General features: G+C 52.5%; 24 protein-coding genes. 6 read left to right on the top strand and 18 right to left on the bottom strand.

What is annotated here, in order from left to right; genetic code table 11:
* The 3 genes from G497_RS17845 to glgP all read right to left on the bottom strand — a co-directional run.
* On the bottom strand, window positions 1-429 hold a 429-nt coding region (locus G497_RS17845; RefSeq protein WP_156908063.1), incomplete at its 3' end, for a glycosyltransferase family 2 protein.
* Window positions 430-789: 360 nt separating this feature from the next.
* A complete protein-coding gene (gene trmFO, locus G497_RS0110925) occupies window positions 790-2,118 on the bottom strand; it encodes a methylenetetrahydrofolate--tRNA-(uracil(54)-C(5))-methyltransferase (FADH(2)-oxidizing) TrmFO (RefSeq protein WP_027188168.1) in 1,329 nt (442 codons plus the stop codon).
* Between the two features lie 203 nt (window positions 2,119-2,321).
* The gene (glgP, locus tag G497_RS0110920; protein WP_027188167.1) at window positions 2,322-4,904 is read right to left on the bottom strand and encodes an alpha-glucan family phosphorylase; all 2,583 of its coding nucleotides are present in this window, start codon (window positions 4,902-4,904) and stop codon (window positions 2,322-2,324) included.
* Between the two features lie 218 nt (window positions 4,905-5,122).
* Here glgP and dut point away from each other — a divergent pair, with 218 nt between their 5' ends.
* The 3 genes from dut to G497_RS0110900 all read left to right on the top strand — a co-directional run bounded on the left by dut (window position 5,123) and on the right by G497_RS0110900 (window position 8,065).
* Window positions 5,123-5,599, top strand: coding sequence for a dUTP diphosphatase (gene dut, locus G497_RS0110910; RefSeq protein WP_027188166.1), 477 nt, complete (start codon window positions 5,123-5,125; stop codon window positions 5,597-5,599).
* Window positions 5,600-5,648: 49 nt separating this feature from the next.
* Window positions 5,649-6,860, top strand: a complete 1,212-nt coding sequence (locus G497_RS0110905) for an aspartate aminotransferase family protein (protein ID WP_027188165.1) — start codon at window positions 5,649-5,651, stop codon at window positions 6,858-6,860.
* Between the two features lie 221 nt (window positions 6,861-7,081).
* Entirely contained in the window at window positions 7,082-8,065 is a 984-nt protein-coding gene (locus G497_RS0110900) for an acyltransferase family protein (protein ID WP_027188164.1), read from the top strand.
* A 185-nt stretch (window positions 8,066-8,250) separates the two neighbouring features.
* Here the strand turns inward: G497_RS0110900 and G497_RS0110895 are convergent, their stop codons facing one another.
* From G497_RS0110895 to G497_RS0110885, 3 genes are all read right to left on the bottom strand, one after another.
* A complete protein-coding gene (locus G497_RS0110895) occupies window positions 8,251-8,793 on the bottom strand; it encodes a 4Fe-4S dicluster domain-containing protein (protein WP_051258059.1) in 543 nt (180 codons plus the stop codon).
* Window positions 8,794-8,827: 34 nt separating this feature from the next.
* Window positions 8,828-9,889, bottom strand: coding sequence for an FAD-dependent oxidoreductase (locus tag G497_RS0110890; protein ID WP_156908061.1), 1,062 nt, complete (start codon window positions 9,887-9,889; stop codon window positions 8,828-8,830).
* 222 nt (window positions 9,890-10,111) lie between these two features.
* Window positions 10,112-12,418 carry a DUF3536 domain-containing protein gene (locus G497_RS0110885; RefSeq protein ID WP_027188161.1) on the bottom strand — a complete coding sequence of 769 codons (2,307 nt, stop codon included), beginning with the start codon at window positions 12,416-12,418 and terminating at the stop codon, window positions 10,112-10,114.
* Window positions 12,419-12,621: 203 nt separating this feature from the next.
* On the opposite strand from G497_RS0110885, the gene lpxK reads away from it, so the two are divergent.
* From lpxK to G497_RS17830, 3 genes are all read left to right on the top strand, one after another.
* Window positions 12,622-13,728: a tetraacyldisaccharide 4'-kinase gene (lpxK, locus tag G497_RS17840; protein ID WP_051258058.1), complete on the top strand. Its 1,107-nt coding sequence runs from the start codon at window positions 12,622-12,624 to the stop codon at window positions 13,726-13,728.
* Between the two features lie 179 nt (window positions 13,729-13,907).
* The gene (locus G497_RS17835) at window positions 13,908-16,640 is read left to right on the top strand and encodes a ribonuclease R family protein (RefSeq protein WP_051258057.1); all 2,733 of its coding nucleotides are present in this window, start codon (window positions 13,908-13,910) and stop codon (window positions 16,638-16,640) included.
* Window positions 16,641-16,974: 334 nt separating this feature from the next.
* Window positions 16,975-17,781 (top strand): class III extradiol dioxygenase subunit B-like domain-containing protein, encoded by an 807-nt coding sequence (locus G497_RS17830; protein ID WP_051258056.1) that lies wholly within the window; start codon window positions 16,975-16,977, stop codon window positions 17,779-17,781.
* Here the strand turns inward: G497_RS17830 and G497_RS20785 are convergent.
* The 12 genes from G497_RS20785 to G497_RS17815 all read right to left on the bottom strand — a co-directional run.
* Window positions 17,759-17,941 carry a type II toxin-antitoxin system RelE/ParE family toxin gene (locus G497_RS20785; RefSeq protein WP_034637618.1) on the bottom strand — a complete coding sequence of 61 codons (183 nt, stop codon included), beginning with the start codon at window positions 17,939-17,941 and terminating at the stop codon, window positions 17,759-17,761. The two genes, G497_RS17830 and G497_RS20785, sit on opposite strands and share 23 nt — an antisense overlap.
* The gene (locus G497_RS20185) at window positions 17,938-18,108 is read right to left on the bottom strand and encodes a hypothetical protein (protein WP_156908059.1); all 171 of its coding nucleotides are present in this window, start codon (window positions 18,106-18,108) and stop codon (window positions 17,938-17,940) included. The genes G497_RS20785 and G497_RS20185 overlap by 4 nt, the downstream gene beginning before the upstream one ends.
* Before the next feature lie 271 nt (window positions 18,109-18,379).
* Window positions 18,380-18,721: a type II toxin-antitoxin system HicB family antitoxin gene (locus G497_RS0110850; RefSeq protein ID WP_156908057.1), complete on the bottom strand. Its 342-nt coding sequence runs from the start codon at window positions 18,719-18,721 to the stop codon at window positions 18,380-18,382.
* Window positions 18,718-18,972, bottom strand: coding sequence for a type II toxin-antitoxin system HicA family toxin (locus tag G497_RS19890; protein ID WP_084516228.1), 255 nt, complete (start codon window positions 18,970-18,972; stop codon window positions 18,718-18,720). Before G497_RS19890 ends, G497_RS0110850 begins: the two co-directional genes overlap by 4 nt.
* A gap of 191 nt (window positions 18,973-19,163) precedes the next feature.
* Window positions 19,164-19,583: a hypothetical protein gene (locus G497_RS0110845; RefSeq protein ID WP_027188158.1), complete on the bottom strand. Its 420-nt coding sequence runs from the start codon at window positions 19,581-19,583 to the stop codon at window positions 19,164-19,166.
* A gap of 108 nt (window positions 19,584-19,691) precedes the next feature.
* Window positions 19,692-21,074 (bottom strand): YecA family protein, encoded by a 1,383-nt coding sequence (locus G497_RS0110840; protein ID WP_084516227.1) that lies wholly within the window; start codon window positions 21,072-21,074, stop codon window positions 19,692-19,694.
* A 215-nt stretch (window positions 21,075-21,289) separates the two neighbouring features.
* Complete coding sequence (locus G497_RS0110830) at window positions 21,290-22,411, bottom strand: Fic family protein (RefSeq protein WP_034637616.1); 1,122 nt, start codon at window positions 22,409-22,411, stop codon at window positions 21,290-21,292.
* A gap of 140 nt (window positions 22,412-22,551) precedes the next feature.
* The gene (locus G497_RS17820; protein WP_084516225.1) at window positions 22,552-23,133 is read right to left on the bottom strand and encodes an HAD family hydrolase; all 582 of its coding nucleotides are present in this window, start codon (window positions 23,131-23,133) and stop codon (window positions 22,552-22,554) included.
* Window positions 23,134-23,175: 42 nt separating this feature from the next.
* Window positions 23,176-23,544 (bottom strand): hypothetical protein, encoded by a 369-nt coding sequence (locus tag G497_RS0110820; RefSeq protein ID WP_027188155.1) that lies wholly within the window; start codon window positions 23,542-23,544, stop codon window positions 23,176-23,178.
* A 139-nt stretch (window positions 23,545-23,683) separates the two neighbouring features.
* Entirely contained in the window at window positions 23,684-24,763 is a 1,080-nt protein-coding gene (locus G497_RS0110815; RefSeq protein ID WP_027188154.1) for a serine/threonine-protein kinase, read from the bottom strand.
* Entirely contained in the window at window positions 24,763-25,371 is a 609-nt protein-coding gene (locus G497_RS19885) for a protein kinase domain-containing protein (RefSeq protein ID WP_084516223.1), read from the bottom strand. Before G497_RS19885 ends, G497_RS0110815 begins: the two co-directional genes overlap by 1 nt.
* A gap of 15 nt (window positions 25,372-25,386) precedes the next feature.
* A partial coding sequence (locus G497_RS17815; protein WP_034637611.1) for an IS30 family transposase occupies window positions 25,387-25,703 on the bottom strand: 317 nt, incomplete at its 5' end.

The raw sequence follows: 25,703 nt of genomic DNA, 5'->3' as shown, positions 1-25,703 counted from the left end.
AAAAGTTACCCCCATGTGCTGTACCGTACCATTTTCATACAACAATAATGGACCAACAGCTCCCAGCCTGGGGTTAGCGTCAAACGCTTCCAGCAAAGGGGGCAGCCAGTTGGGGGTAAGAAGCGTGTCGTTATTCAAAAAAAACAGCATGGGGGCACGGGCCGCTTCGGCCCCGGCATTGCACGCTGGCCCAAAGTTTCTGTTTTCTTCCCAGCGAATGGGGGTGAACAAGTTGCCAAACAACTGTTTTCCCAGTGGGGCAAGAGCATGCGCTGTTTCATCGGTGGAACCATTATCCACCACAATCACCTCTGCCACCCCAGCAGGAGTATGCCGGGCCAGGCTTTCCAGGCACGCTTTGGTTAATTCCCATTTGTTCATCACGGGAATAATGATACTGACTGTGGGTGAGAGTTGAGATGAATCCATACCTTTGTCTCCTTGGGTGTGCCTATAAAGCAGCTCAAAATCAGCTGGTTGCCAACGCATGCAGCCCAGACATAATTTTGGCACGTATATACAGGGAAGCAAAAAGCGTGCCTGTATATACGTGCCACAATTATGTTTGATGAACACTCATAAAGAAAGGAAAAACGGCCCTCGCGAGTCTTCCTTAAGCCGACGGCAGTCGCGAGCCTAGCGAGCCGTGGAGCGAGGGCGGAGGTGGCTACGCCGCCGGAGCATCTTCACGAAGCCCGAGCAAAAAAGAGAAAGGCGAGTTCCGCGCGGCGCGATGTGTATTTAGACATACATGAGCGTCGCACGGAATGAGTCTGACGCAGGCAAAAATCAAAAAGACCAGTAATCCGCAAAGGCCTGCATGGCTCGCTGGGCATAGAGGGGCTTTCGCTCCGCCTTCTTGGCACGCACACCCAGTTCCGGCATAAGGCCAAACTGCACGTTGCTTGGCTGGAAGCGTTTCTGCGGCAACCGCAAGTGGCCCAACAGGGCACCCAGGGCTGTTTCCACGGGGGGCAGTTCCAGCGGTGTGCCTGCTTGCCGTGCGGCAAGGCTTAAGCCCAGCCATAAGCCACAGGCAGCGGATTCCACATACCCTTCCACCCCGGTTATTTGCCCGGCCAGAAAAATGTGCGGGGCATCCTTCAAGGAAAGGTCGCTGGAAAGCACCTGGGGAGCGTTAACAAACGTGTTGCGGTGCATACTGCCAAAGCGTACAAACTCTGCTTTTTCCAGCCCAGGCACCATACGGAACACCCGGCCCTGCTCTGCATAAGTCAGTTTTGTTTGGCACCCCACAAGGTTGAACATGGTCTTGTTGGCATTTTCCGCCCGCAATTGCAACAGGGCGTATGGGCGCTGGCCTGTGCGAGGGTCTGTAAAACCCACTGGTTTGAGAGAACCGAACACCAGGGTTTTGGGGCCACGTTCCGCCAGTGCTTCTATGGGCATGCAGCCTTCAAAATGTTTTTCCTGCTCAAAATTTTTGGCAACCACTTTTTCTGCGCCAAGCAGGGCTTCATAAAATTGCATGTACTCATCATAATTCATGGGGCAGTTCAGGTAATCGTGCTGGTCTGGCTCATAACGCCCACCCCAGAATGCCACGGAAAGGTCTATGCTTTCGCCATCTACCACCGGGGCAATGGCATCATAAAAATACAAAGAATCTTTGCCCGTATAGGTTTGCAAGGCGTTGGCAAGTGGCTCGGAAACCATGGGGCCAGCCGCCAGCACAATGGTATCGAACCCGGCAAGGGCTGGGCACAAGGTGGCATCCAAGTGGGTGATTTCCTCACGCACCAGGGTAATAAGCGGTTCAGCTTCCATGCGCCGGGTCATTTCCTGAGCGTACAGTACCCTGTCCACGGCAAGGGATTTGCCCGCAGGCACGCGAAACTGCTCTGCCACTGCCATGCACACACTGCCAAGGGTGCGCATTTCCTGCTTTAACAACCCCACGGCAGATTCAAGCTCGTTAGACCGAAAGGAGTTGGAGCAAACCAGCTCTGCGCAATCCGGCAGAGAATGGGCAGGGGAAAACCGCCCCGGCTTCATTTCAAAAACGGTAACGGCAATGCCTGCGCGGGCAAGGGCAAAGGCACACTCGCACCCGGCAAGGCCTGCCCCGATAATAGCTATGTTCTGTGAGGGTATCATTTTACCTTCTTTTTTCTTTCTTCTTTATTCCGCTTCTGCGGCGGGATACATACCCGGCAACAAGCGCACACAGGCAACGCTCATTATACAATAAAAGCATAGCGTTCTCAGCATCAACCTGCAAGTAAAGATTCCACCCTCTTCCCCTACCATATAAAAAGGGCCAGCCAGAGCCAGCCCTTTATGGCACACATTGGCAAGCGTCATTCTGCCCAGCGCACCAGCCCCAGAATGGAAGCATCGGGCATAAGGGGGTAACTGGGCAAGGCCCGAACCTGAAAACCAAGCCGCCCTGTGCGGCGGGCATGCAGCAACCCTTTGTAATACTGCCAGCCATCTTCGGCGGGGCCTTCCGGCACCATGGGCACCACATACCTGTCGATGAACGAATCATCGTGCCCCAGGGGGCCAGCATAAATATCCACACGCACATGTTCCGGTGCAATGCCTGCCATGAACACCCGGGCGGTTACCTTCAGCATTTGTCCCACATACAGTTCGTCGCCATCCAGGGCTTCGCTGGCATTTACCGCTTCTGTTTCCACCTGGGTAATGGTCAGGCTGCGCCATTTTTCCAAAATGTCGTGGTGCCAGGCGCTCAGTTCTTTGGCCAGGGCAAAATTATGTTCCTGCATGCGGGCAACCCCGGCACAGGCAGGCATATAGGCCGTATTCAAATAATCTTGCACCATGCGGTGGGAATGAAAACGGGGCCCGAATTTTGACAAGGCCGTTTTCATGCGGCGCACCCAGGAAGCAGGCATACCCCCACGGGAGCGGTCATAAAACTCAGGAATAATATCAAATTCCAGTCGGCGATAAAGGGTTTGCAGTTCCACACTGTCCTGGTAGGCAGCGTCTTCGTATTCTTCCCCTTCCCCAATGGCCCAGCCGCAACTATTATCCGGCGTCCAGGCTTCTGCCCACCAGCCATCCAGGGTGCTGAACTGAAGTACCCCGTTGAACATGGCCTTCATGCCGCTGGTACCGCATGCCTCCAGGGGTCTGCGTGGGTTGTTCAGCCACACGTCACACCCGGAAATCATGTAGGAAGCAATTTCCATGTCATAATCTTCAAGAAACACCATGTGCATACGGAAGGTGTCGCTGCGTGAAAGAGTAATAATATCTTTCATCAACTGCTTGCCTTCATTGTCTGCCGGGTGGGCCTTGCCTGCAAATACAAACTGCACCGGGCGGTTGGTGTCTGCCACAAGGCGGCGCAGGCTTTCAATGTCGTGCAGTAACAACTGAGCCCGTTTGTAAGTGGCAAAACGCCGGGCAAAGCCAATGGTCAGGGCTTCCGGGTTCAGAATATCATTAACAGCTTCCAGTTCTGAAGCACGTGCACCCTGCTTTTGCTTTTGGGCATAAAGCCGGGCGCGAATAAAGTCTACCAGCCGGGCACGTAACCGTTCATGGGCACGCCACAGTTCAATGTCGGGAATATCCTTGGCCTTGTGCCACACCTTCAGGTCTGCCCCTTCCCGCCAGTTGGCATCCAGGTACCTGTCGTACAGGCTGCGCATTTCAGGGGCCACCCATGTGGGTGCGTGCACCCCGTTGGTCACAGCGCCAATGGGCACATCTGCCACCGGAAAATTGGGCCAAATTTTATGCCACATTTTACGTGAAACCTGCCCGTGCAACTTGGAAACGCCATTACTTAACCAGGAACAGCGCAAAGCCAGCACAGTCATGCAAAAATCCTCACTTTCATTCAGGGCGCTTTCCCGCCCAAGGCCCAAGAACTCACTAAAGGAAAGACCCAGCTCACGGGCATACTCGCTGAAGTACGCTTCCATAAGTGCAGGGGGGAACCTGTCGTTTCCGGCAGGCACGGGAGTATGGGTAGTAAACACGCTCCCTGCCATGGCAATACCCCGTGCCTCATCAAAAGAAAGGCTATGGTCCTGCATAAGCATACGAATACGTTCCAGGGCGGCGAAGGCGCAGTGCCCTTCATTCATATGCACCACGCTGGGGGCAAGCCCCAATTCACGTAAGGCCCGCACACCCCCTATACCCAGTAAAATTTCCTGGCGCAGGCGCATTTCCAGGTTTCCCGAATACAGCCGTGCTGTAATTTGGCGCAGGTCCTGCGGGTTTTCCGGAATGTTTGTATCAAGCAAATACAGGGGAATGCGCCCCACCTTGGCCTTAAACAACTGAGCCACCACAGGAACGCGCCCAATATTTACCGTAATGCGCACCGGGGTTTTATCTGCCTGCACCACTTGCTGCAACGGCATTTGGGAATAATCATATTCCGGATACCGTTCCTGCTGCCAACCGTCTACAGTAAGGTACTGGCGAAAATACCCCTCAGAATAGGCAAGCCCTACGCCAATAAGCGGCACGTTCAGGTCGCTGGCTGATTTTAAGTGGTCGCCAGCCAGAATGCCCAGCCCGCCGGAATAAATGGGCAAGCTTTTGCTTACCCCAAATTCCAGGCTGAAATAAGCCACTTCCGGCCCTGTTCCAGCCCCGCCCATTACATGGGGGCATGGTGCTTCCACATAGGCTTTTTGGGCTTGCACCAGGCGGTTCAGGCGGCTGGTAAAGGCCGGGTCGCCCCCCAAGTAATTCAAACGCTCTTGCGGGGTGTGGCTAAGAACCCACACAGGGTTATGGTCACACGCCTCCCACAAGGCGGGGTTAATGGAGCGAAAAAGCGATTCTATTTCCGTGTTCCATTCAAACCAGTAGTTTCTGGCCAAATAGTTCAAACTTTCCAAAGACTCTGGTAACTGCGAAAAAACTGAAAACTTGCGTAGTGGTTCCATCGCGCTCTCACTTGTCAAAGAGGAAAAAGCGGCTTACACATAACGTTACTTGTGCCACGCTGAGCAAAAAAAAGCACAAGGGCCTGGCAACGCACTGTTGCCCCCAACATCAAAACAAAACAAGGTTCATACCTTTTCTGTTCATTACCATAGAGTGTGCCATGTAATGCCCCTATTGGCAAGCAGCACACCAAAACTTTGCTGGAGTATCAGTTTTCATGAACACCAATGGCACAGTCAGCGTAGACCTTATCTATTTTCACAATGCCAAAGAATTGTACGCCCCTTCCGGCCTTACCCCTGCCACCCAACAGGCTGTCGGGGCTGATTTGCGCGCCTGTTTTGCCGAGGAAAGCATTAGCATTCCTGCCGGAGAACGACGAAACGTGCCCACGGGCGTGGGCATTGAACCCCGCGTACCAGGCATAGCGGGTTTTGTTTATTCCCGCAGCGGGCTTGGTGCAAAAGTGGGGCTTACTGTGGCCCAGGGCGTGGGCATTATAGACCCCGACTACCGGGGGGAAATTACCATTTATATGCTGAACACCAGCACCAGCACCCAAACCATTACCAGGGGGGAACGCATAGCCCAACTGGTAATGCAGCCCTACCTTACCCCTGCCTTCCAAGAAGTGGAGGCCTTACGCCCCACAGAGCGTGGCCACGGCGGCTACGGGCACACGGGTGATAAATAACTTCTTAATATAGAAAATATACCAGACCGCCATAGCAAAGGAACACACCATGAGCAGCATTACCCTGCAAAGCCTGAAGAATGATGAAGAACAGTATTTGTGCAAAACCTACGGGCGCTACCCTGTAGCCGTTAAACACGGCAAAGGCAGCCGCTTGTGGGACTTTGAAGGGCGCGAATACATTGATCTTCTTGCAGGCATAGCTGTAACCAACCTTGGCCACTGCCATGAAGAAATTGCCAATACCATTGCCGAGCAGGCACAAAAGCTTATTCACGTAAGCAACCTGTTTTACCAGGAAGAACAAATAGCCTTGGCCAAAAAGCTGCTTGCCACCGCCCATTTTGGCAAGGCCTTTTTCTGCAACTCTGGTGCGGAAGCCAACGAAGGGGCCATTAAGCTGGCCCGGCGTTACCACCAGCGCGTAAAAAACACCAATGCTTTTGAGATTATTACATTTAGCGGTTGCTTCCATGGGCGCACCCTGGCAACGGTTGCCGCCACCGGGCAGGCCAAGTTCCAGGACGGCTTTGCCCCCATGCCCCAAGGCTTTATTCAGGTCCCCTGGGGCGACATGGCAGCCCTGGAAAAGGCCGTTTCCCCCAACACCGCTGCCATTATGATGGAAATGGTACAGGGTGAAGGCGGCATACGCCCCATGACCCAAGAATATGCCGACAAGCTGGCAGCGTTTTGCAAGGAAAAAGGGCTGCTGTTTATTGTGGACGAAGTGCAGGCAGGCCTTGCCAGAACGGGCAAATGGTGGGCGTTCCAGCACTTTGGCTTGCAGCCGGACATTTTGACCACCGCCAAGGGCCTTGCCAATGGCCTGCCCATGGGGGCCATGATGGCCACCAACGAAGTGGCCCAAGGCTTTGTGGCAGGCAGCCACGCCACCACTTTTGGGGGCGGTGCATTACTTTCCGCTGTGGCCCTGAAAGTGCTGGAAATTATCGAGCGCGACAAGCTTGCCGCCCGTGCCGAAGAACTGGGCAACTGGGCCATGAACCGCTTCCGGGAAGTGGGCAAAAAACTGCCCGGCACCATTAAAGAAGTGCGCGGCATGGGCCTGATGATAGGCATTGACCTGACGTTTCCCGGCAAGGAAGTGTGGGAAGCCCTTATCCAGCGCGGGTTTATTCTGAACCTGACCCAGGACACCATTTTACGCCTGTTGCCTGCCCTGACCATTGATAAGGCTGATATTGAAACCTTTGCCTTGGCCCTTGAAGAAGTGCTGGCGCAGCACGCGCCCAAGTAGAAAATTATGCCAATGAGTTTTCTTGGGGGACTCTGTCCCCCAGCCCCTGCAAGGGACGTGACGCCCCTTGACCCCCATTTTCGTTTCTTTTCCCGCTTTGCGGGTAAAGAAACGTAGATGCGGGTTCCAAGGGCATCATGCCCTTGGCGGAGGGGGATTGGGGAGGCAGAGCCTCCCCAAAGAGTAGACTTCGCCTACCCCTAACCCCAAGCGAGAACACCATGACCCAGGCCGCTGCAAAGCCCCGCATTACTTACCTGGATACCGTAAAAGGGTTTGCCATTCTTTCCGTTGTTCTGCTGCACCTCAGTACCGATGACGTGTTGCTGAAAACACTGGCCCCCTGGCACATTTGGCAGGCCATGCCCCTGTTCCTTATGGTGGCAGGCATTACTGCCGCCATGGTGTGGAAAAAATACCAGGGCAACCTTGCCGCCTATTACCGCGACCTGCCCCCTAAAATTATTACCCTGTACATTCCCTACGCTGCGGCCACGGTAATCTACTACATGGTCACCACCGGGCAGTCGCTTTCCATTGACCTGTTCTTCAACACCATGATTATGGGCTACCTTGGGCCTGGGGGCTATTTTGTACCCCTCATCATTACCCACCTCATTGTGTTCCCGCCCATGCTGGCCCTGCGCGACAAGATTGGCAACGACAAGCGCTTCCTGGCTGTTGCCCTGCTCATTAACATTGTGCTGGAACTCTTGTTCGCCTTTGCCGATGTAGAAGCTACCCGGTTTGGCTACCGCATTTTCTACTTCCGCTACCTTTTTATGGCTTGCGTGGGGGCTGTGCTTTCCCAGCACAACCCGTTTTCCAAAACAACGTTCCGGGTGCTGGCAGCGCTAGGAGCCGTGTACATTTTTCTTACCTGCTATGTAGGGTGGAACCTGCCCATTATCCGCAGCGACGACTGGTACTTCCAGCACTACCCAGTGGCCTTTTACACCGCATTCCTGGTGTTTGGCATACGCGACATCGAGCAGCGCATTCCTTTCCTCAATTTCTTTATTGCCCTTGGCAAAAGTTCTTACGAAATTTTCATTGTGCAGCTTTTGTTTTTTATTACTCTTTACCAGTACCTGAACAGCAACCTGTTCCTGAAATTTATCAGCCTGCTCATTTGCCTTGGCGGCGGGATGGCTTACAGCGCAGCCAAAAAACGCTGGGCTGAAATAAAAAAAATACCCAAGTAGTGGGCATTGCATTTAGGGAGGCTCTGCCTCCCCAAACCCCACCGCCAAGGGCATGATGCTCTTGGAACCCCACCTTAGCGTTCAATTTTTCGCATAGCGAAAAGTTGAACGCAAATGGGGGTCAAGGGGCGTCACGTCCCTTGCAGGGGGCGTGGGGGACAGCGTCCCCCAATCATAGCGTTTCCCTAACTTTTTTCTTTGCGGGGGCGGACAAAGTCAGTCACCCGTGCTTCTGCCGCCCGGCTTTCGTCCGTTTCCAGGCCAGGAATGGCCTCGCGTTCCACATACAAAATAGCTCCGGTGGGGCACATTTCCACGCAAGCGGGCAAGTCGCCCTTTTTCCGGCGGCTTGCGCACAGGTCGCACTTGCTCACGGCCACACCTTCCCCGGTGGCAAACACGCCGCCATAGGGACAGCCAAGAATGCAGCTTTTGGTTTGGCAACCACGGCAAAACATGGGGTTTAACAGCACCGCGTGCTGTTCATCCACCGTGAGGGAGCCTGTACGGCATGTTTTCATGCAGTGGGGGTGGTCACAATGGCGGCAATACAGGGGCAGCATTTGACCATCCACCGTGCGCACCATAACAATACGGGGCTGGGCATACAGGAACTTGCACACCGCTTCACACGTTTCACAACCAATGCACTTGCTGTAATCAATATACAGGGTGCGAGTATCTTTTGGGCCCTGGGCCGGGGCTGTTTCGTTTATACCTGATGTCATGGGGTCATCCATTTTCTTATCATTTCAAAATAAATCAGCGCTTTACTAAATCAGCCGCTGCATCATACTCGTGCTGGCGGTTTTGCGCCCGCAAGTCCAGCCAGTTAGCCAGGGAACGCGCGGCCCGCAGGCCACTGTACACTGCCTGCCCAATTTTGCTTGGGCCTGTCAGCACGTCGCCTGCCACAAAAACGTTGTCCAAGGCCGTCATGTTCAGCCAGCGGACATCGCCTTTGCGCACGTTTTCAAGGCCAAGTTCTTTGGCAAAGGGCGGGGTAGGAACTTCCCCAATGGCGGTAACCACCACATCGGCAGGCAGCACTTCATGGGTGCCATCCGGCAAGGCCACTTCAACGCCCTGCACGTCCACTTCACCCAGAAACCGCAAAGGGTTGCGCTGTTCAAGCCACGTGCAGCCGCATTCCACCATGCGCTCCACTTCATAACGCCCGCAAGGGGCTTCTGTTGCGGTACGGCGGTAGACAATGCTTACAGATTGCGCCCCAAGCTGCTTGGCACTGTGGGCTACGTCCACGGCGGAATGCCCGGCCCCCACCACAACCACACGTTTGCCTTCCACCGGGGGAACAGTAACGTTGGGTGAAGCATAACGCACGGCGCGGATAGGGAACAAAAACTCCAGGCTGGAATACACGCCGCGCAGGCTTTCCCCTTCCACCCCCAATTTGCGCGACTTCCAAGAGCCTGTGCAAATCATAATGGCATCATGGCGCTCCAAAAGGTCGGCAAGGCCTACCATGTCGTAAGAAAAATGGTCACCTTCTTCTTCATGCAGCGGGGCACTGCAACAAATTTTTGTGCGGGTGTGGAATAGTACCCCATATTGGCGCTCCAGCATGGTAACACCGCGCTGAATGCGGTCTGGGGCAATGCGGCTGGAAGGAATACCAAACACCATTAGCCCGCCGGGGCGGGGCAGTTTATCATACGCTTCTACCTGGTAGCCGTTGGCGGCAAGGTAGCCTGTTGCGGCAAGGCCTGAAGGCCCAGCCCCAATAATGCCCACATTACGCCCCACCGCCGCTGCCGGGGTGGAACGCAAAAAAGCAAAATTCATGCGCGGTTCAGCACTCATATGGTAATCCTTCACGGGTTATCTTGAGGAAATGCTAATTTACTCAGGGTTCCTAAAAAATATGTCTCTTGCAAAGCAAAAATACATTGCTTCCACCATGCTGCATAATCAGCATGGTGTCTTGTACTGTACGACAAACTCCAAATTATTCAAAGGGCTAAAGAAGCACTGCGCTGCAAGGGAAAAAGAATATAACGCCGCCAAACAAAAAAATGAGCGTTTTCAGGCAAAGCCTAATTGCCCAGCGAGCAATGGCCACTTATCAACCCCAAGTTCCCACACCATATTCTGCACAGCCCACCAGTCATTTTCAGGGAACACAGCACGCACCATAGCGACCTGCCGGGCAAGGTGTGCATCCGTACTATGGGGGCATTGCAGCTTGGTCGCGAAGTATTCCTGCACAAAGCGCTCACCCAGGCGCTGGGCAGCGGGGGTAGCAAGGGAACGGACAATGGCGGCAATTTTTTCTTGCTGTAATTGCTGCTCTGCATGGCGCTGCGGCAAAGGGCTCGTATTATTGTTGTGCAGCACTTCCAGCACAAGGTACGGGGAAAGGCCATTCCACCATTCCGGGGCATGCACGGGATATTGTTCATTGCCCCAGTAAGGAATCATGGCAAGAACATGCTTGGCAGCAGCGGCAAGGGCGGGCTTTCTGCGTTTTTCTTCCGCTTGCAGCACAAGGTGCAGCAAATAGCTACGGGTAGCAGGGGAAAAGTCGTTCAGGCTGGCAGTGTAACGCCGCTGTTCCCCCTGGGTTTCACGCACTTCAAGGTGGGTGTGAGCGAGCGAGGCAAATGGCACACCCGGTGCCACGCTTACTGAAAGCGGTTGCCACCGCCACTGCATAACACGGCCCTGTTTTTCATGAGGGTTCCTGATGACCCCTGTACCTTCAAGCACGCGGGTTTCTTCATTATACTGCTGCACTGTCAATTCTATTCCCACATGGGGGAACAGGCATTCCACAGGTTGCCCAATGGGGGGTTCGCGTTCTTCACACTGCAAACGCACACACCCGGTAAGCAACAGGGTTGCCGGGGTATCTGCCTGGGTCAGTACTTCCTGTTCAAAAAACTGTTTGCCGTTGCCCTGGGGGGGAGCATTGGAAACTGCCTCTTCCAGCATGATTTTAAACTGTTCCAGCGGGGCAACGCCTCCGGTAAGGTTCATCAGTTCAAAGGCTCGGTAGGCATAGCCAAGGGAATGTTGCGGCTCCAGCCGGTACAAGTCGTCAAAAAACCAGGCACAACTGGCAAAGGCGGCCAGGGCTTGCTCTTGCATACTCAGCAGTTTCCAGCACACATCGTGCAAGGCAGGTTCACCAGTAAACCACCGCCCGGCAAACTGTTCAGCCAGTTCCGGGTTGGCAAGCACGGTTCCGTATTCCAGCAGGGCTTCTGCCGGGTTGCGCATAAGGGGGGCAGCCGTGCTGGCATAGTGGGTATTCACTGCCTGTTTCATCAGTTCTAAGGCATTGCGCAAAGGCGTGCGCCAACGCTGGTTCCAGCCGGGGTGCCCACCTGTGGTGCAGCCGCAATCGCTGCGCCAGCGCTCCACCCCGTGCACACAGCTCCAGGAAGAAGGTTCATGCAGCACCACCTGGCAGGTGGGGGGGTGGGCTGCAAAGTACGCAGCCACGTTGGTTAAAAATACATCGTCACGCCGGGCAAGGGCCTGTTCCAGCACATAAGCAAGGGCCATTTCTCCAAAAGGAAAATGGTGCCCGTAGGTTTCACCATCCGTAGCAATGGTGGTAAGGGCTTCCGGGTTGCCGGCCTGGCTTTGGCGCACAGCTTCTACAATACGCCCCCAAAAGGCCTCCCCGTTGGCCAGCAACCCTTCAAAGGCAATGCGCTGGGAAAGCGCCCCATGGTAAAACAACACATTCATACGCTGCCCGGAAGGCAAATGCACCACATACCCCTGACCAATGTTCAGGCTGTTTTCATCTACCGGGGTTTCCCCATCAGCTGTAACAATGGCCTTAGCTTGGCGCGGAGCAAGAATAACAAAGGAAATACCTTCTTCTGCCAACACTTCCAGGGTGGGGGTGTCTACAGCGCATTCAGAAAGCCACATGCCCTGCGGCGCACGACCAAAATGGTGCTGAAAATCGGCAATAGCCCAGCGCACTTCACAGCGTTTATCCTGCAAGGAAGCAAGGGGCAAAATAACATGGTGGTAAACTTGGGCAATGGCGTTGCCGTGCCCAAGGCGGCGCAGGCTGTGGGCGTCGCCTGCTTGCATGCGCTTGGCAACTTCCGGCATTTCTCGTACCAGCCAACGCATAAGAGTTGGGCCTACATTAAAATTTATCCATTCATAACAATTTAATACATCAACAATTTTCCCTTGCGCATCCAGGCGGCGGGCAAACGCCAAGGGGGCATAACTTTCCCGCGTAATGCGTTCGTTCCAGTGCATCATGGGGGCTGCACTGGCTTCTGGCAAAATAATACCAAGCCAGGGGTCTTCCCTGGGGGGTTGGTAAAAATGCCCATGAATGCATAACGAAGCGCCCATACTGCCTCCTTCTGGCTGCCACACATGCTTGCTCACAGATTCGCGCATATAGGCACATCCTACAAGGTTCTGCCCGCAAGCTCAAGAAGCAATGTGGTACGCAAGGCACTGCCATTCTGCCCCACTAGACACAAGCCCTCCATGCTGGTATTCTGCCCATACTTACCTTCTTAGATTTACTGCCCCCATAACCCATACCCACTATGCACGTACCCCGCCTGTACCAATTCCTTGCCCCCCTGCTGCGCCCGGCTGCCCTGCCGTATTCACAAATTATGCGCCTGCGCCGCCATTTATTTGAACGCGGCACCCTTACTTCGTTCACACCCTCAGTGCCTTGCGTTTCCGTTGGGAACATTGGCTGGGGGGGAAGCGGCAAAACCCCCATAACGGGCTGGCTGCTGGAATGGGCAGAACAAGCAGGCTTACGGGCAGTAGTGCTTTCACGCGGGTATGGCGGCGCCCCTGGGCCAACACCCTTGTTGGTAACGCCCCACACAAGCCCAAAACAAGCGGGAGATGAACCCCTGCTCCTTGCCAAAACGCATCCCAGTGCGCATATAGTAGTCTTCCCCCGCCGGGCGCAGGCAGCGGCATTTGCCGAGGAAACCCTGAAGCCAGACCTGTTTATTCTGGACGACGGCATGCAGCACCTTGCCGTGCAGCGCCATGCCGACCTTGTACTGCTGCGCCCGCAAGACCTGACCCACCAGTGGAACGCGGTTATTCCTGCCGGTTCGTGGCGGGAAGGGGCCGGGGCCCTGCACCGGGCAGCGGCGTTTTTGATAAAGCTGGAACCGGAAGAAGCCCCTGCCTGGCAACAGGTGGTGGAAGAAAAATTACGCCCCTTTGGCAAGCCTGTGTTTTCCTTTTCCCTGCAAAGCAGCACAGTGGCCCCGCTGCTGGCCGGGCAAGGCCAAGCTCCCAGCCTGCCAGGGGGCCTTACCCAATATGCCCTGGTCACAGGGGTAGGGGAACCTGGGCAAGTGTACGCCGCTGCCCAACACCTTACAGGCGTTGCCCCACATAGCCACCGCATTTTTGCCGACCACCACGCCTTTACCAAGGCGGATTTACACGCCCTTGCCGCGCTGCACATGCCCTTGCTGTGCACCCCAAAAGACGCCGTTAAGCTGGCCCCCCTGGTTCAGGCTTTAGCCCAGGCACAACCGCACATTCTGCGCGATATGCCCGTGTGGGTAATGCAGCCGCAAGTTACTTTTGGCCCCCATTGGCTGGGGCAATGCCCCTTTGCCACATGGTGGCAAAACTGGTGGCAAGCCCACAAGCACCATACTGCCCCCTTGTAACCCTAGCATAATCAGTTTGTACGCCTGAATAATTTCGTAATTATGCAGGCAGAATCAATGCAATGCCCTGCTGGACAGGCCCAATTTTATTCTACATTCTGCCACCACCCAATACACTATTACCTTTGCCTGCCCGAACGTAAACCAATGTGCAGTGCCTTACTTTTATAGAGAGAAAAATGACAAAACATACCACAAAAAAACGGCCTTCCCAACAACAGGCCGCCACCACCCCTTCTCCAAAAAAACATTTGCAGCGCAGTCATTTGCATGGCTTGCCTGGAAATATTTTTGGCTTGCGCCCAGAAGATGCCCCCCCCTTTGCCGGGCCGCACCATGAGGAAGAAGAAAGCGGCCCCCATGCCGCTACAGATCCAAATAATACCCAAGATATTACGCAGGAACTTGCCCGCGAGGCAGCCTTTGCCGACGACGAAGAGGAGCATAACTTTCTGCAGTGGGGTGGGCTTGCCTCCAATGCTGGCTTCGACAGCACACAGCATATTGCTGAAGATGAATACGCCATAGAGCAAACCCCTGATGCCGAGCAAGACCAGGGCACCGACCATAGCCAGGAAGATTTGGAAGCGCTGCTTTTAGAGCTGCTCATTAAAAACAACAAGCCGTTGCAGTTTGATTCCATTTTACGCATGGCCCACCTGCCCCGGCGTTCCAAAAAGCGGGCTGAAGCTGCGCTTTATGCCTTGCAAGAAAAAGGCTTACTGCTGCGTTCCAAAGGTGCCTGGATGAGCGCAGGCCGCTTAAAGCATGTGGTGGGCACCCTGGTGCTGCCTAAAAATGGGCCTGCCATTGTCACCCCTGAAGCGGGCTTGCCTGTGGCTGTTTTTCCCGCCCACATGGGCCCTGCCCTGCCCGGCGACATGGTGCGCGTCCTGCTATTTCCCGGCAGGCGCACTGGCCTTGCCGAAGGCCGCGTGGCCTCAGTGGTGGAACCCGGCAACCAGCCACTTATGCTCATTGCCCGCCGCCCGGAAGCGCAGGGCAAATGGCTGTGTACCCCGCAGAACAACCGGGTACCTTCCCTGTTTATGGTGGAAACAGCAGAGCTGAAACGCCCTGTGCAGGAAGGCGACATGCTGCTGGCCCTGCCCTTGCGCCTGGAAGGCCCCAACCTGTGGCACGCCAAAGCCACTGCCAACCTGGAAAACGAGGAAAGCCCCGCCGCCCAGGAACGCCTTGGCAAGCTGAACCACGGTGTTCCCGGCCCCTTCCCGCCCGCAGCACTGGCAGAAGCAGCCCGCCTGCCCAGTGCCCCCACACCGCCAGAATGGCAAAATCGCCGCAACATGCGCAATGTGCCTTTTGTGACCATTGACGGCGAAACCGCCAAAGACTTTGACGACGCCATTTACGTGGAAGCCCTGCCCGGCGTGAACCAATACCGGCTGTTTGTTGCCATTGCCGACGTGGCCCACTACGTGACGCCCGGTTCTGCCCTGGACACAGAAGCCCGCCTGCGGGGCAACTCCTACTATTTCCCCCTTTCCGTGGAACCCATGCTGCCGGAAGCCCTTTCCAACGGGTTGTGCAGCTTGCGGCCCAACACCCCGCGCCTTGCCATGGTGGCGGAAATGGTGTTCAGCGGTGGCACCCCCAAAAGTGCTACCTTTTACGAGGCAGTGATTCAAAGCCATGCCCGCCTTACTTACACCCAGGTGTTTCAAGGTATTATTGAACACAATGCTTCGGAGCGGGAAGCACTGGCTCCCTTTGCCACCATGCTGGAACACGGCTTTACCCTTGCCGCAACCCTGCACGAAGCACGCGCCGACCGTGGCAGCCTGGACTTTGCCCTGCCAGAACCCACTGTGCAGTTTGATGAACACGGGGCCATTACAGGCATTGTGCCTGCGGAGCAAAACAAAGCCCACAACCTTATTGAAGAGTGCATGGTAGCTGCCAACGAAGCCGTGGCCCGCCACCTGGAAAAAAAGGGCATTCCCCTGCTGTACCGGGGGCACCCTGCCCCTTCGCAAGAAAAGCTTACAGCCCTGATGGCTTTTTTGCAGCAGGCAGGGCCATTTACATCCGTTGCTGCCCTTGGCGGCAGGGGCAAAGGCACCACCTTGCGCCCCCCCACGCCCAAGCAGTTGCAGGCCATTATGGCGGAAACCGCCGCCACACCGCAGGCTGCCACCATTCACCGGGTTATTTTACGGGCCATGATGCAGGCACGCTATACCCCTGAAAATGAAGGGCACTACGGCCTGGCTTCCACCTGTTACGGCCACTTTACTTCGCCCATCCGGCGCTATGCCGACCTGCTTATACACCGGGCGCTCAAGTTCAGCCTTGGGGTAAGCACAACCACGCCCCCCAATGAAGAGGAACTGTACCGCGTGGCCGAAGGCATTAACGCCACGGAACGCACCGCTGTGGATGCGGAACGCGAAGTGTTCCGCCGCCTGGCAGCCCTGTTCCTGCAAACCAAAATAGGGGAAACCTTCAGCGGCGTTGTTTCCGGCGTTACCGACTTTGGCCTGTTTATTGAGCTACTACCCTTCCACACCGAAGGGTTAGCCCCCTTAAGCACTTTTCTGGATGATTATTATGAACTGTGGCCGGAACGGCATGAACTGCGCGGCATCCGCACGGGCAACCGCTTTGTGCTGGGCCAGCCCGTTACGGTGCGCCTGGAAGAAGTGAACCTGACCCGCATGGAAGTGCGGCTCAAAGTGCTGTATGAAGGGTCTGACGGCTCTGGCCCCGGCGGCAAAGGCAAGCCCTTTGGCACAGCCCGCAGAGGCAGCGGCGGCAGAAAAGACAGCCCAAGAGGCAGAACAGACCGCGCCCCGGCAGGCAAAAAAAGCACCAGTGGCGCTGCGCCCAAGGCGGGCAGCACCCCGCGAAGCGCCACTAAAAAAGCGCCGCCCCGTAAACGGGGCAAGTAGGAAAACGCTCAGTTATTCCCTTGGGGGACGCTGCACAGAGCCTGTGTCCCCGATCCCCCAATCCGACATTTTTCCGCTCCAACGGCAGGTAAGATGCTACGGAGGCAAAGCCACCTGCACCCTGCCTTGTCGCTCCACGGTTCGCTACGCTCGCGACTGCCGTCAACTTAAAGGACGAGACGCCCCTTGTACCCCCATTTGCGTTCAGCTTTTCGCGTAGCGGAAACTGAACGCCGATGTGGGGTTCCAAGGGCATCATGCCCTTGGCGGTGGGGGTTGGGGAGGCAGAGCCTCCCCAAGTGATTATCATCTCATAAAACATGAGGAGGGTACCATGGCCTGGACATTTGCCGCATTTACGCCCCACCCACCCGTTATAGACCCGCAAGTGGGCCGTGGCAGAGAACGCGAAGCCGCCACTACCCTGCACGGCATGGACATGCTGCGCCAGCACATTAGCGCCATTATGAAAGAGCGGGGCGTGCCTGATGTGCTGCTGGTGCTTTCCCCCCACCACCCCTATGCCTCGGGCACGCTGTTTTGCAACAACGCCCCTGCCATGCACGGTAGCCTGGCCCCTTTTGGGGCACCAGGGGCAGCCCTGAATTTACAAACACCCCCGGCCCACTTGGCAGCCCTGCTGCAACACCTGCAAGGGGCAGGCATTCCCTTAAGTACCGGGAAAATGGAAGACATTACCCGCGACCACGGCACCCTGGTTCCCTTGCTGCAACTGGCCCCGTGCTTCCCAAGCGGCACCCTGCCCCCGGTTATTCTTGCCGGGCCTGTGGGCCTTTCCTACCCCCAAGCCTTGCAACTGGGGCAAGCCCTGGTAACATTGCAAGGGCCGAGCAACTGGGGGCTTATTGCCAGCGGCGACCTTTCCCACGCCTTAACCCCCAACGCGCCTTCAGGCTTCAGCCCCTGCGGCAAAACACTGGATGACGCCATGGTGCAAGCCCTGAAAACGGGCGACCCCAAGCCACTGCTGCACCTGCCGGAACAAACGGTGCAACAGGCCGGGGAATGCGGCCTGCGCAGCGCCCTTGCCATGCTGGGCCTAATAGGCGGCCCTGCCAAAGTGCTTTCCTACGAAGGCCCTTTTGGCGTGGGTTATGCTACCGCTGTGTGGCCTGTGTAAGGGGGGGGGTACCGCCCTTTTGGGGATAATCCAATAAAAAATCAGCCTGCGCGACAAAAAGTTTATCCATCGCTTCGGCTGCTTCTTCATCATGCTCGTAAATGAAAGCAAAAATATGTTTACAGTCTTCTATTGCTTGGGGTGTCCACACGAGCTTCATCGCTCTTCACTCCGCAATATTGCCTTGAAGGCCTCCACCTGACTATTGGCCTCTTCGTGGGAAAACACCTTGCCTTCCTGCAATTCATGCAGGCCAGCTTCCACCTTGCTTATGAACCAAACATCATATTGCTGCTGCCGGGCATCTTGCTGTACATATTCAGCCATAAAAGCCTTCAAAAGCTGTTCATCTGTGCAGGCATTCTTTGCCGCAACATGGGTAATGCGTCTTTTAACCCCGCATCGACTGAAAAAGTAATGGTTTGCTCGTGCGTAACAACTCCTATTCTTAGCAAAGAATAAGCGCAGAACCGCTATGGGTCAAGGTCATAAGGAGCAGGCAAGCACGGAAGGCGGCTTTGATGCCGCTTTTCTCTTTGGGCCAATGCTTGAAAATAGGCCGATGAAGTAGGAAACGTGAGGGTGTTCATGGTGCCTATTAACGCTGCTGGTGCTGCACAACAGTCTTTAAGGCATCGGCCACCCACCCATTCAAGCTTTTCCCGGAAGAAGCAGCTTCCAGAGCAATACGTTGATGCAGTTCGGGGTCAAGACGAATATTAAAACGCCCGGAATACGGCTTTTGAGGCGTCTTGCCCTTTTGAGCGCAAAACTCCAAATAGTCCTCCACCGAATCCTTGAGAGCTTCTTTCAATTCATCAATGGAACGCCCCTGAAAGGTGATTACGTCCGAAAGATGCATCACTTCACCGTGAAATATGTCGGCTTCGGCATCGTAATCAAAAACGCCGCAATATCCTTTATAAGTAATCATGCTCATGGCTTAACTCCTGCATTTTCAAGAAACCTGCGAACAGATTTTACCGCTCCCTTGTCCGTTGTTGGCTGTGGGTGTGGCCTGTGAAAGGTAGCCAACACACCATTAAGCGCCACGCGAACACGTGAACCACGCCCTTCGCTGACCTCACTCCCAAAGGCAATGAACAATGACTCAATATCAGCCCAGGCAATGCCGGAACGAACTGGCTCTGCAAAAATTGCGGCAAGTGTTTTTCGGTGCTTACTGTTCATGGAGGATAGTACTAATTTTTGGCACTATGTCAAGGTGGGGGGGTGCCCCATAGGGCTTCTGTTTCTTTCGCCCACTTCTCGACATTGGCCTTTGTCCCAAAGGTCTTGCAGGTTGTGGGGTAACCACGCTTACGGAAGGTTGCTTCCCACTGATAGGGGCCACGCTTACGGTAGGTTGCCATGTAATGATCTCAGCTTGAGGCAGGGAATATATCATCCCGCATGGCCTGAATCATTGCCTCTATAGCATCCCGAGGAGAGCCAGGAGGAAGACTAGCTGCCACGTCTAAGAGTCGAATGACATCTTGACTTCCACAAAGACCGCTCCTTGACCGCATAGACTTGCACGTGGCTAAGAGTCGAATGACATCTTGACTTCCACAAAGACGGATTCGCTCCATTGCTGCCGTTCTGGCCCATAAAGCTTCTTCGGCGGGTATTGTCTGAGAACGTGCCACAGTGTTCAAATAAGCAACATACGCATCTCTTTTCTCTTCGAACAGACGCTTCGAGGAGATTTTCTTACGCTCAAGATATTCTTTCAAAAAAAGAGTAGCAATCGTTCCAATTCCAATACCACTAAGGCCACTAAGCAAATTGGTTATGTCCATAAGTATCTCCAAAATTGAATGACCAACCTCCAGAGCAAGTGGAGCATAATTGGAGCAAAAATTTGTCCTTCTTTGGAGTGTTTTGCTACAAGCAGCTATAACGCTCACTCAATGTCTTTCAAGCCTCAAGCGTTCCCATAAGAATGAGATATCAAAGGCAGGTACCCCGTCTTGCTTGGCCCGCCTCGCTTCGCTTTGCTCTATGTGCTTAAGAATATCCACGAGTTTTGGACGTAATGATACAAGTTTTGCCGCTTCAAGCGGTGTTTTACCATTCAAGGCAGGAAGCGGTATGGTTGGCCATTCTTCGTAATGGCGTGCAAAGTATTCATACATAACCTGCTGTTGCACATCCAGGGGGATTGTTTCCTGGCCGGGATCTGCCACGGATTTCTTTTTTTCAGCAGATTTCAACACCTGACTGGGCATAGCTGACCTTCTGCTTGTATGGTGCACAAGGCTGCCAGCAATACCCTCCAGCCACTTGCGCGCAGCATCGGCCTTGCCTTTGGTGTTACACTCCACACGCAACCTGTTCTTGCCTGCGTTGCGCTCCAGCCTGGCAAGGGCGCGGTATCTTTTCTCATCAATAGCCTCAGCATGTGTCCAAACCTTGCCTTCTTCTTCCACCTCAACATCATTCTGAGCCAGCAAAATGGTGATCAATCCCTGCCAGTCTGAAACGCTGTAGTAGTCAGTGGTGAAAACAATCAATTCATTGGTTTGTTGATCTTTTAAAATAGGCAGGCTGGGCGGTGCGCTAATATGGTCTAGCCACCAGGCAATAATAGCCTGTGCGCAAACGGTGCGTGCAGAAATCTGCCCAAGTCTTGTTTTCAATTGTTTCCGTATTTGCGCGAGGCAACTCAGCGCCTCATCTCTTGGAAGAGGGTAGAGCGCACCGCCAAAGGTATATCTGCCATCACTTTCCAAGGTACAACGGGCACCCACAGTATCCCATTGCACCAAAGACTCTGTGGCACGTACTTCATGCACAAAAAATGGAGAAGTCTTATTGTTGAGCAAGTCGGCAACTACTACCCCTTTGCCTTTTTGCACTTCCTGTATTTCATAGAGCAAAAGGGGAGCTTCTTTTAAGGCTTCAAGCTGTTGGCGTTGGTGGGGCGTCAACTTGGGGCCGCGTGAACCAAGCACCAGATCAATGGTGCGCACATTTTCTCCGTTTAGAGGAATTGTTGCATCAGCAAGTACCCATTCATTGATATTTATATCCAGCATTTGACCGTATGATTCCGGGATATAAGCTATCTCTTCCTGTATATCGTCTTCTGTACTCTGAAAAAAATCAGCAATTACAGCAGTAGATACAAGACTACCATACCGTCTCGTCAGCCATCCATGCGCAACAGCTACAGCCCCTGGCCCTTGCCGATGAGAGGAAGAGCTACTTTGCACTTGAGCCAAACAACAGTGCTTAAATTTTTTACCGCTGCCGCAAGGGCAAGCATCGTTACGCCCAACCTTATGCATTCGTCCCCCTTTTACTCCCCAAGCAGGTTATACATCCAACACGGCTTTGAGCTTCGCATAAGCCGCTGTATACTTTTTAGATTGCTTCTGCAACTGGGCAATGTTGTGTAATTTCCAACGCACAGATTGCACAAGCCATGCCATAACCTCTTTCGTCCTCGGTTGTTTCAAGCAAAGTGAAAGGACGCCGCCAAATGGAAGAAATCAGCGTTTACTTACCCTTCCCACTCAATTTCATATGCAGTGCTACGCCCACCACCGGGTAAAGCCCGCAGCATTTTCTTTTGCAATAAATCTTCAATTTCACGCCATGCTGTTGCGCGGGAAGTTTTGGTCATACCCATATACTTACGTGTAGAAAGTCCACCTTCAAAACCACCAGGGCCTTCATCCAGTAAACGGTTAAGCACTTTGCGTTGTCGTTCGCTCAGAACAACATCGCCATGAAGCTGCCAGAATCTTGTCTTCTGCAAAATGGCAACCAAGGTTTTATCCGCAGTAACAACGGCTCGCTCCAAGCAGCCAAAGAACCAAAGCAACCATTCCGTGGTATCGCCAGTTCCTTTCTGAGTCCGCTCCAACACCGCATAATACAATTCTCTCTCCGCCATTATTTGGGCTGAAAGACTATAAAAGCGCATACCTGTTTTCTCATCCTGGGCCAACGCCATATCCGCTATGCACCGGGCAAGCCTGCCATTGCCATCATCGAAGGGGTGAACAGTAACAAAATAAAGGTGTGCCAAGGCGGCCCGGATAATTCCGTCCATTGCAGCGGCACTCTCCTCCCACCACTGGAAAAATAATGCCATTGCATCATCAAGCATTTCCGGGTGCGGAGCCTCGTAGTGAACGTTCTGTTTACCAAACGGGCCAGAAACAACATGCATGGGGCTTGTACGCCATGCCCCTACTATTATTTTATGAAACCCTGAATGCCCGGAGGGAAACAACGCCGCGTGCCAACCACATAAGCGTGCATTGGTTAAAGGAGTGTTATAATTTCGGGTTGCATCAAGAAGCACCTGCACCAGGCCATCTACGGCTCTATCTGCAGGGCGCAAGCCAACATGGGGCAAACCAAGGTGCCTGGCAATGGATGAACGCACCCCTTCTCTGTCCAGCGTTTCCCCTTCAATGGCTGCCGTCTGCATGGCATCTTCCTCAAACGAAACGGCCGAAGCCCGCAAACTGTCGTCAAAGCCCAGGCCTTCCACTGTTCCCAGCCGACGCCCCTGAATTTTTCGCACAGCAGCCAAAGGTTGCAGGAGTTTTTCTGCATCAAAACTAAAATTCGTCCAACGGTCATGCTGCCAGATGTATTGAGGTGTTCCCATAATTAATCGCTCCAAATTATGAAGCGATTATGCGTGATAATTGTATCACAGGCAAGCTTTTTCATTATTGATACACGCAGAATGAGCAGCACTGTCCATGAATTGGCTTAAAAAAGGCAGGAAACAGCACAACCAGCCTGTTACAGCCGTTGCAAGTGGCAGGAGTGCATTCCCAAGGCTTGTGGCGTTTCTGCATCATTCTCTTTTGAATCACCCACCATCAGCACTTTATGGGGTGGCAGTTGCAACGCCTGCAACACATGCTTGTAAATGCCGTGTTCCGGTTTCATAAAGCCCACCTCAAAAGACCATGCTTCCACTTCAAAGGGAACGGGCAAAAGACGGCGCACGGGTTCGGCATAGGGCTGGGCAAGGTTGGAAGCAAGGGCAAGGCGTATGCCCCGGCGGTGCAAATCGCAAAGGGTTTCTGCAACTTCCGGGAAAAGCTGGATAGAAGCAATTTCCTCAGCCAAGCCTTGCTCCATGCGCTGCATAACGGCCTCTGGCACTCCCACCCGGCGGGCAAAATCCAGCATGGAGGTATTCTCCACCATGCTGGCACGGAAGGCGGCTTTGACGCCGCCTTTCTCTTTGGGCCAATACTTGAAAATTGGCCGATATGGATTTGTCTTGTGCCCAATAAAACAGAGCGTGCCAAAAACGTCAAAAATAACGGCTTCGATGTTTGTAAGGGAAGAGGTGGGGATAATGAGGGTGTTCATGACAGAAATTTATAATGAAACAGGAGCAGGTACAAGTACCCATCATAATATCTTTAATTTTTTAAGCTCTTCTTCAACTCGCTTCCAATCCACATACGGCTCGCCATTTTTAGGGTAAATCAGCGGGCAGCCCAAAGCCCTATCATCAATAAAAAGGTCAGCATGGACTTTCGGTGAATCCGTCCATTCCTTTTGAGTAGGGTTTTCATTTACCCCAAACAGAGGAATTCGATTTTTCCCAAACCATGCCTCAGCATTGTGTAAGGGAATTCCATAACGCATAGTATACAAAATAAGCTTGTGCCCTTTGGCAACAAGTTTTTTGAGCACAGCAGAAGAACCAATATCTTCAACAACATCAGGCCAATCATAGGTCACACAGGTTCCGTCAAAATCAATCCCAATAATCATGAGTGTCCTCTGTGGTGGTTCATTGAAGGGGTTAGAGTCGCTATTAATTCATAACACCTCTTCCTAAAGTAAAAGTTCTTTCCGAGAATTAATTTAATTGATGCTGGGTTAATTAAGTAAATTGAGTGAGGGTTTGAAATCATTTACTATACAGTTTTACAACAGGAAAGGCACGTTCGTATGGCACACCTTCGTGTTTTGCATACATGACTTCATCTCCCACTGCTGCAATCTGCCCATATATATTTTTTTGATGATAAAATACATCTCTATACGTAGAAGTAGATATCAAGCCATTAGTGGTATGAATACTTTTATATATTGCCCCAATAAACCGTTCATTACTAGAGTAACAAAGTTTTCCGCATTGCTGGACAAGTTCATCGGCAGTAAGCCTTTCAGTGGGTTCAAATTTCATACATCGTTTCATTATTTCAATTATGCTTTCAGCAATTGATTTGTACTGTATGTTCTTTGTAACAAAATCTGGTATTTCTGGAAATTTAGATATTCCTAAGTTTTGAATAGCTTTTAACCCAGTGCCAAATGGATATTCCCCGGTTAAAAGCTTAAAAATCAAAGCACCAGTAGACCAAATATCCGCTTCTTTTCCAACCTTTGTAGGCGTGTCAATTACTTCTGGAGCCATGAATGGAATAGCTCCGAGGACAGTTCGCGAATTGGTTACAGTAATATCTCTTTCTACTGCTTCTGTTAACTCTGATTCTGCCATTTTAGCGATACCAAAGTCAGTAATTTTTATTTCTATCCCACTGCTATTGTTAATGAATAATATATTTGACGGTTTAATGTCTCTATGAACAACGCCTGCATGATGAGAAGCAGATAACCCTTTTGCCATATAATGAAGTAATCTAGCCACAAGATATGGGTCTATATATCTCACTTTCCCATCAAACATTTGATCCAAATCAACACCGTCTACATATTCTTCAATCAAGTACTCTTTATTTTCTGGCGAAGTAAAGTAATCAAATGTTTTTGCAACATTATGATGGTTAATTCTCGCAGCTAAAATAGCACTTTGCTTAAACCGTATGGCTTGAGATGCATTTTGTGGTGTTTTAAGTGCAACTATTCTTTTAAGTTTGGTGTCTCGAGCCTGATATACATACTGCATACCACCAGCACCAATATATTTTAAAATTTCGTACCTGTCTAAAATAATGTCGTTTGCTTGAAGAGGAAGAGTGTTCATTATGGCATCACCTCTGGGTTTGACATATCAAAAGTAATAAAGACTCTATTTCCCTGCATACTAGCAGATCCAAGTGCAATAATACATGAGCCAGGTATTTCTGATCCTGAATTAAGGCTCATATTATTAAAAAAGACATTACCGTCTGTTTCTTTTACAAAAAATCTGTAACCATCATACTCAATCGTTACTTTTCCAAGACCTTTACTGCCTATTGTTACAGTTTTATTTGAACTATCAAGCGTTATTATATCATTCCGATAAGTTAACACGGCTTGATGTTTTTCATAAAGTAGTATTTTTGATAATACATTAATAATCATAGCCATTTTTGGGCGTTGTTGAGGGTCGCCATTTAAGCATTGTTCAAGAATGTCTATTGCCGTGGATGGGATTTCAAACAGCATATCTCTAAATGTTTCTTCTGGTGATTGAAAATTTTGAGAGTAAATATATGCCGCTGTTATTCCAAAAGCATAAACATCTACTGCTGGAGTAAATTCTATGGTTGCATTTGAACATAGTTCTGGAGCCGCAAAGATGGGCGTACCTCTGAAGCCTTGTGTTCTAGCATTTGAGTTAGCTCTTGACAGATTAAAATCAAAAATCTCGCGGGTTCAACTTCAAAGTGCAACACCCGCTGTTTGACTGTTAGCGTATTCCCAAAAAGTTGTATAGGGGTTTTTGAACCCCAGGCACTTTCTTGGCCTCCAGTTTAAGCGGCACATTGCCTCGACAATTCTGTTCTTGGTAACATCTGCAAGGCTTACCCCCTTAGGAAAGTATTGGCGTAGAAGCCCGTTTGTATTTTCATTCAGTCCACGTTCCCAAGAGTGATACGGGTGGGCAAAATAACCATTGGCTTCAAGCTTGCTGGAAATCTCAGCGTGGTAGCTGAATTCCTTGCCATTGTCATAGGTGATGGTGTGCACATATTCCT

It is taken from the genome of Desulfovibrio cuneatus DSM 11391 (assembly GCF_000430005.1).
Taxonomy (GTDB): domain Bacteria; phylum Desulfobacterota; class Desulfovibrionia; order Desulfovibrionales; family Desulfovibrionaceae; genus Frigididesulfovibrio; species Frigididesulfovibrio cuneatus.
Note: the sequence above shows the minus strand (reverse complement) of the source record. Positions and strands in the feature narration are given on the sequence as shown.

Bases quoted from the DNA above. Each gene is read 5' to 3' on its own strand.
- trmFO (WP_027188168.1), bottom strand. From the start codon at position 2,118: ATGATACCCTCACAGAACATAGCTATTATCGGGGCAGGCCTTGCCGGG.
- glgP (WP_027188167.1), bottom strand. From the start codon at position 4,904: ATGGAACCACTACGCAAGTTTTCAGTTTTTTCGCAGTTACCAGAGTCT.
- dut (WP_027188166.1), top strand. From the start codon at position 5,123: ATGAACACCAATGGCACAGTCAGCGTAGACCTTATCTATTTTCACAAT.
- G497_RS0110905 (WP_027188165.1), top strand. From the start codon at position 5,649: ATGAGCAGCATTACCCTGCAAAGCCTGAAGAATGATGAAGAACAGTAT.
- G497_RS0110900 (WP_027188164.1), top strand. From the start codon at position 7,082: ATGACCCAGGCCGCTGCAAAGCCCCGCATTACTTACCTGGATACCGTA.
- G497_RS0110895 (WP_051258059.1), bottom strand. From the start codon at position 8,793: ATGACATCAGGTATAAACGAAACAGCCCCGGCCCAGGGCCCAAAAGAT.
- G497_RS0110890 (WP_156908061.1), bottom strand. From the start codon at position 9,889: ATGAGTGCTGAACCGCGCATGAATTTTGCTTTTTTGCGTTCCACCCCG.
- G497_RS0110885 (WP_027188161.1), bottom strand. From the start codon at position 12,418: ATGGGCGCTTCGTTATGCATTCATGGGCATTTTTACCAACCCCCCAGG.
- lpxK (WP_051258058.1), top strand. From the start codon at position 12,622: ATGCACGTACCCCGCCTGTACCAATTCCTTGCCCCCCTGCTGCGCCCG.
- G497_RS17835 (WP_051258057.1), top strand. From the start codon at position 13,908: ATGACAAAACATACCACAAAAAAACGGCCTTCCCAACAACAGGCCGCC.
- G497_RS17830 (WP_051258056.1), top strand. From the start codon at position 16,975: ATGGCCTGGACATTTGCCGCATTTACGCCCCACCCACCCGTTATAGAC.
- G497_RS20785 (WP_034637618.1), bottom strand. From the start codon at position 17,941: ATGAAGCTCGTGTGGACACCCCAAGCAATAGAAGACTGTAAACATATT.
- G497_RS20185 (WP_156908059.1), bottom strand. From the start codon at position 18,108: ATGGCTGAATATGTACAGCAAGATGCCCGGCAGCAGCAATATGATGTT.
- G497_RS0110850 (WP_156908057.1), bottom strand. From the start codon at position 18,721: ATGAGCATGATTACTTATAAAGGATATTGCGGCGTTTTTGATTACGAT.
- G497_RS19890 (WP_084516228.1), bottom strand. From the start codon at position 18,972: ATGAACAGTAAGCACCGAAAAACACTTGCCGCAATTTTTGCAGAGCCA.
- G497_RS0110845 (WP_027188158.1), bottom strand. From the start codon at position 19,583: ATGGACATAACCAATTTGCTTAGTGGCCTTAGTGGTATTGGAATTGGA.
- G497_RS0110840 (WP_084516227.1), bottom strand. From the start codon at position 21,074: ATGCATAAGGTTGGGCGTAACGATGCTTGCCCTTGCGGCAGCGGTAAA.
- G497_RS0110830 (WP_034637616.1), bottom strand. From the start codon at position 22,411: ATGGGAACACCTCAATACATCTGGCAGCATGACCGTTGGACGAATTTT.
- G497_RS17820 (WP_084516225.1), bottom strand. From the start codon at position 23,133: ATGAACACCCTCATTATCCCCACCTCTTCCCTTACAAACATCGAAGCC.
- G497_RS0110820 (WP_027188155.1), bottom strand. From the start codon at position 23,544: ATGATTATTGGGATTGATTTTGACGGAACCTGTGTGACCTATGATTGG.
- G497_RS0110815 (WP_027188154.1), bottom strand. From the start codon at position 24,763: ATGAACACTCTTCCTCTTCAAGCAAACGACATTATTTTAGACAGGTAC.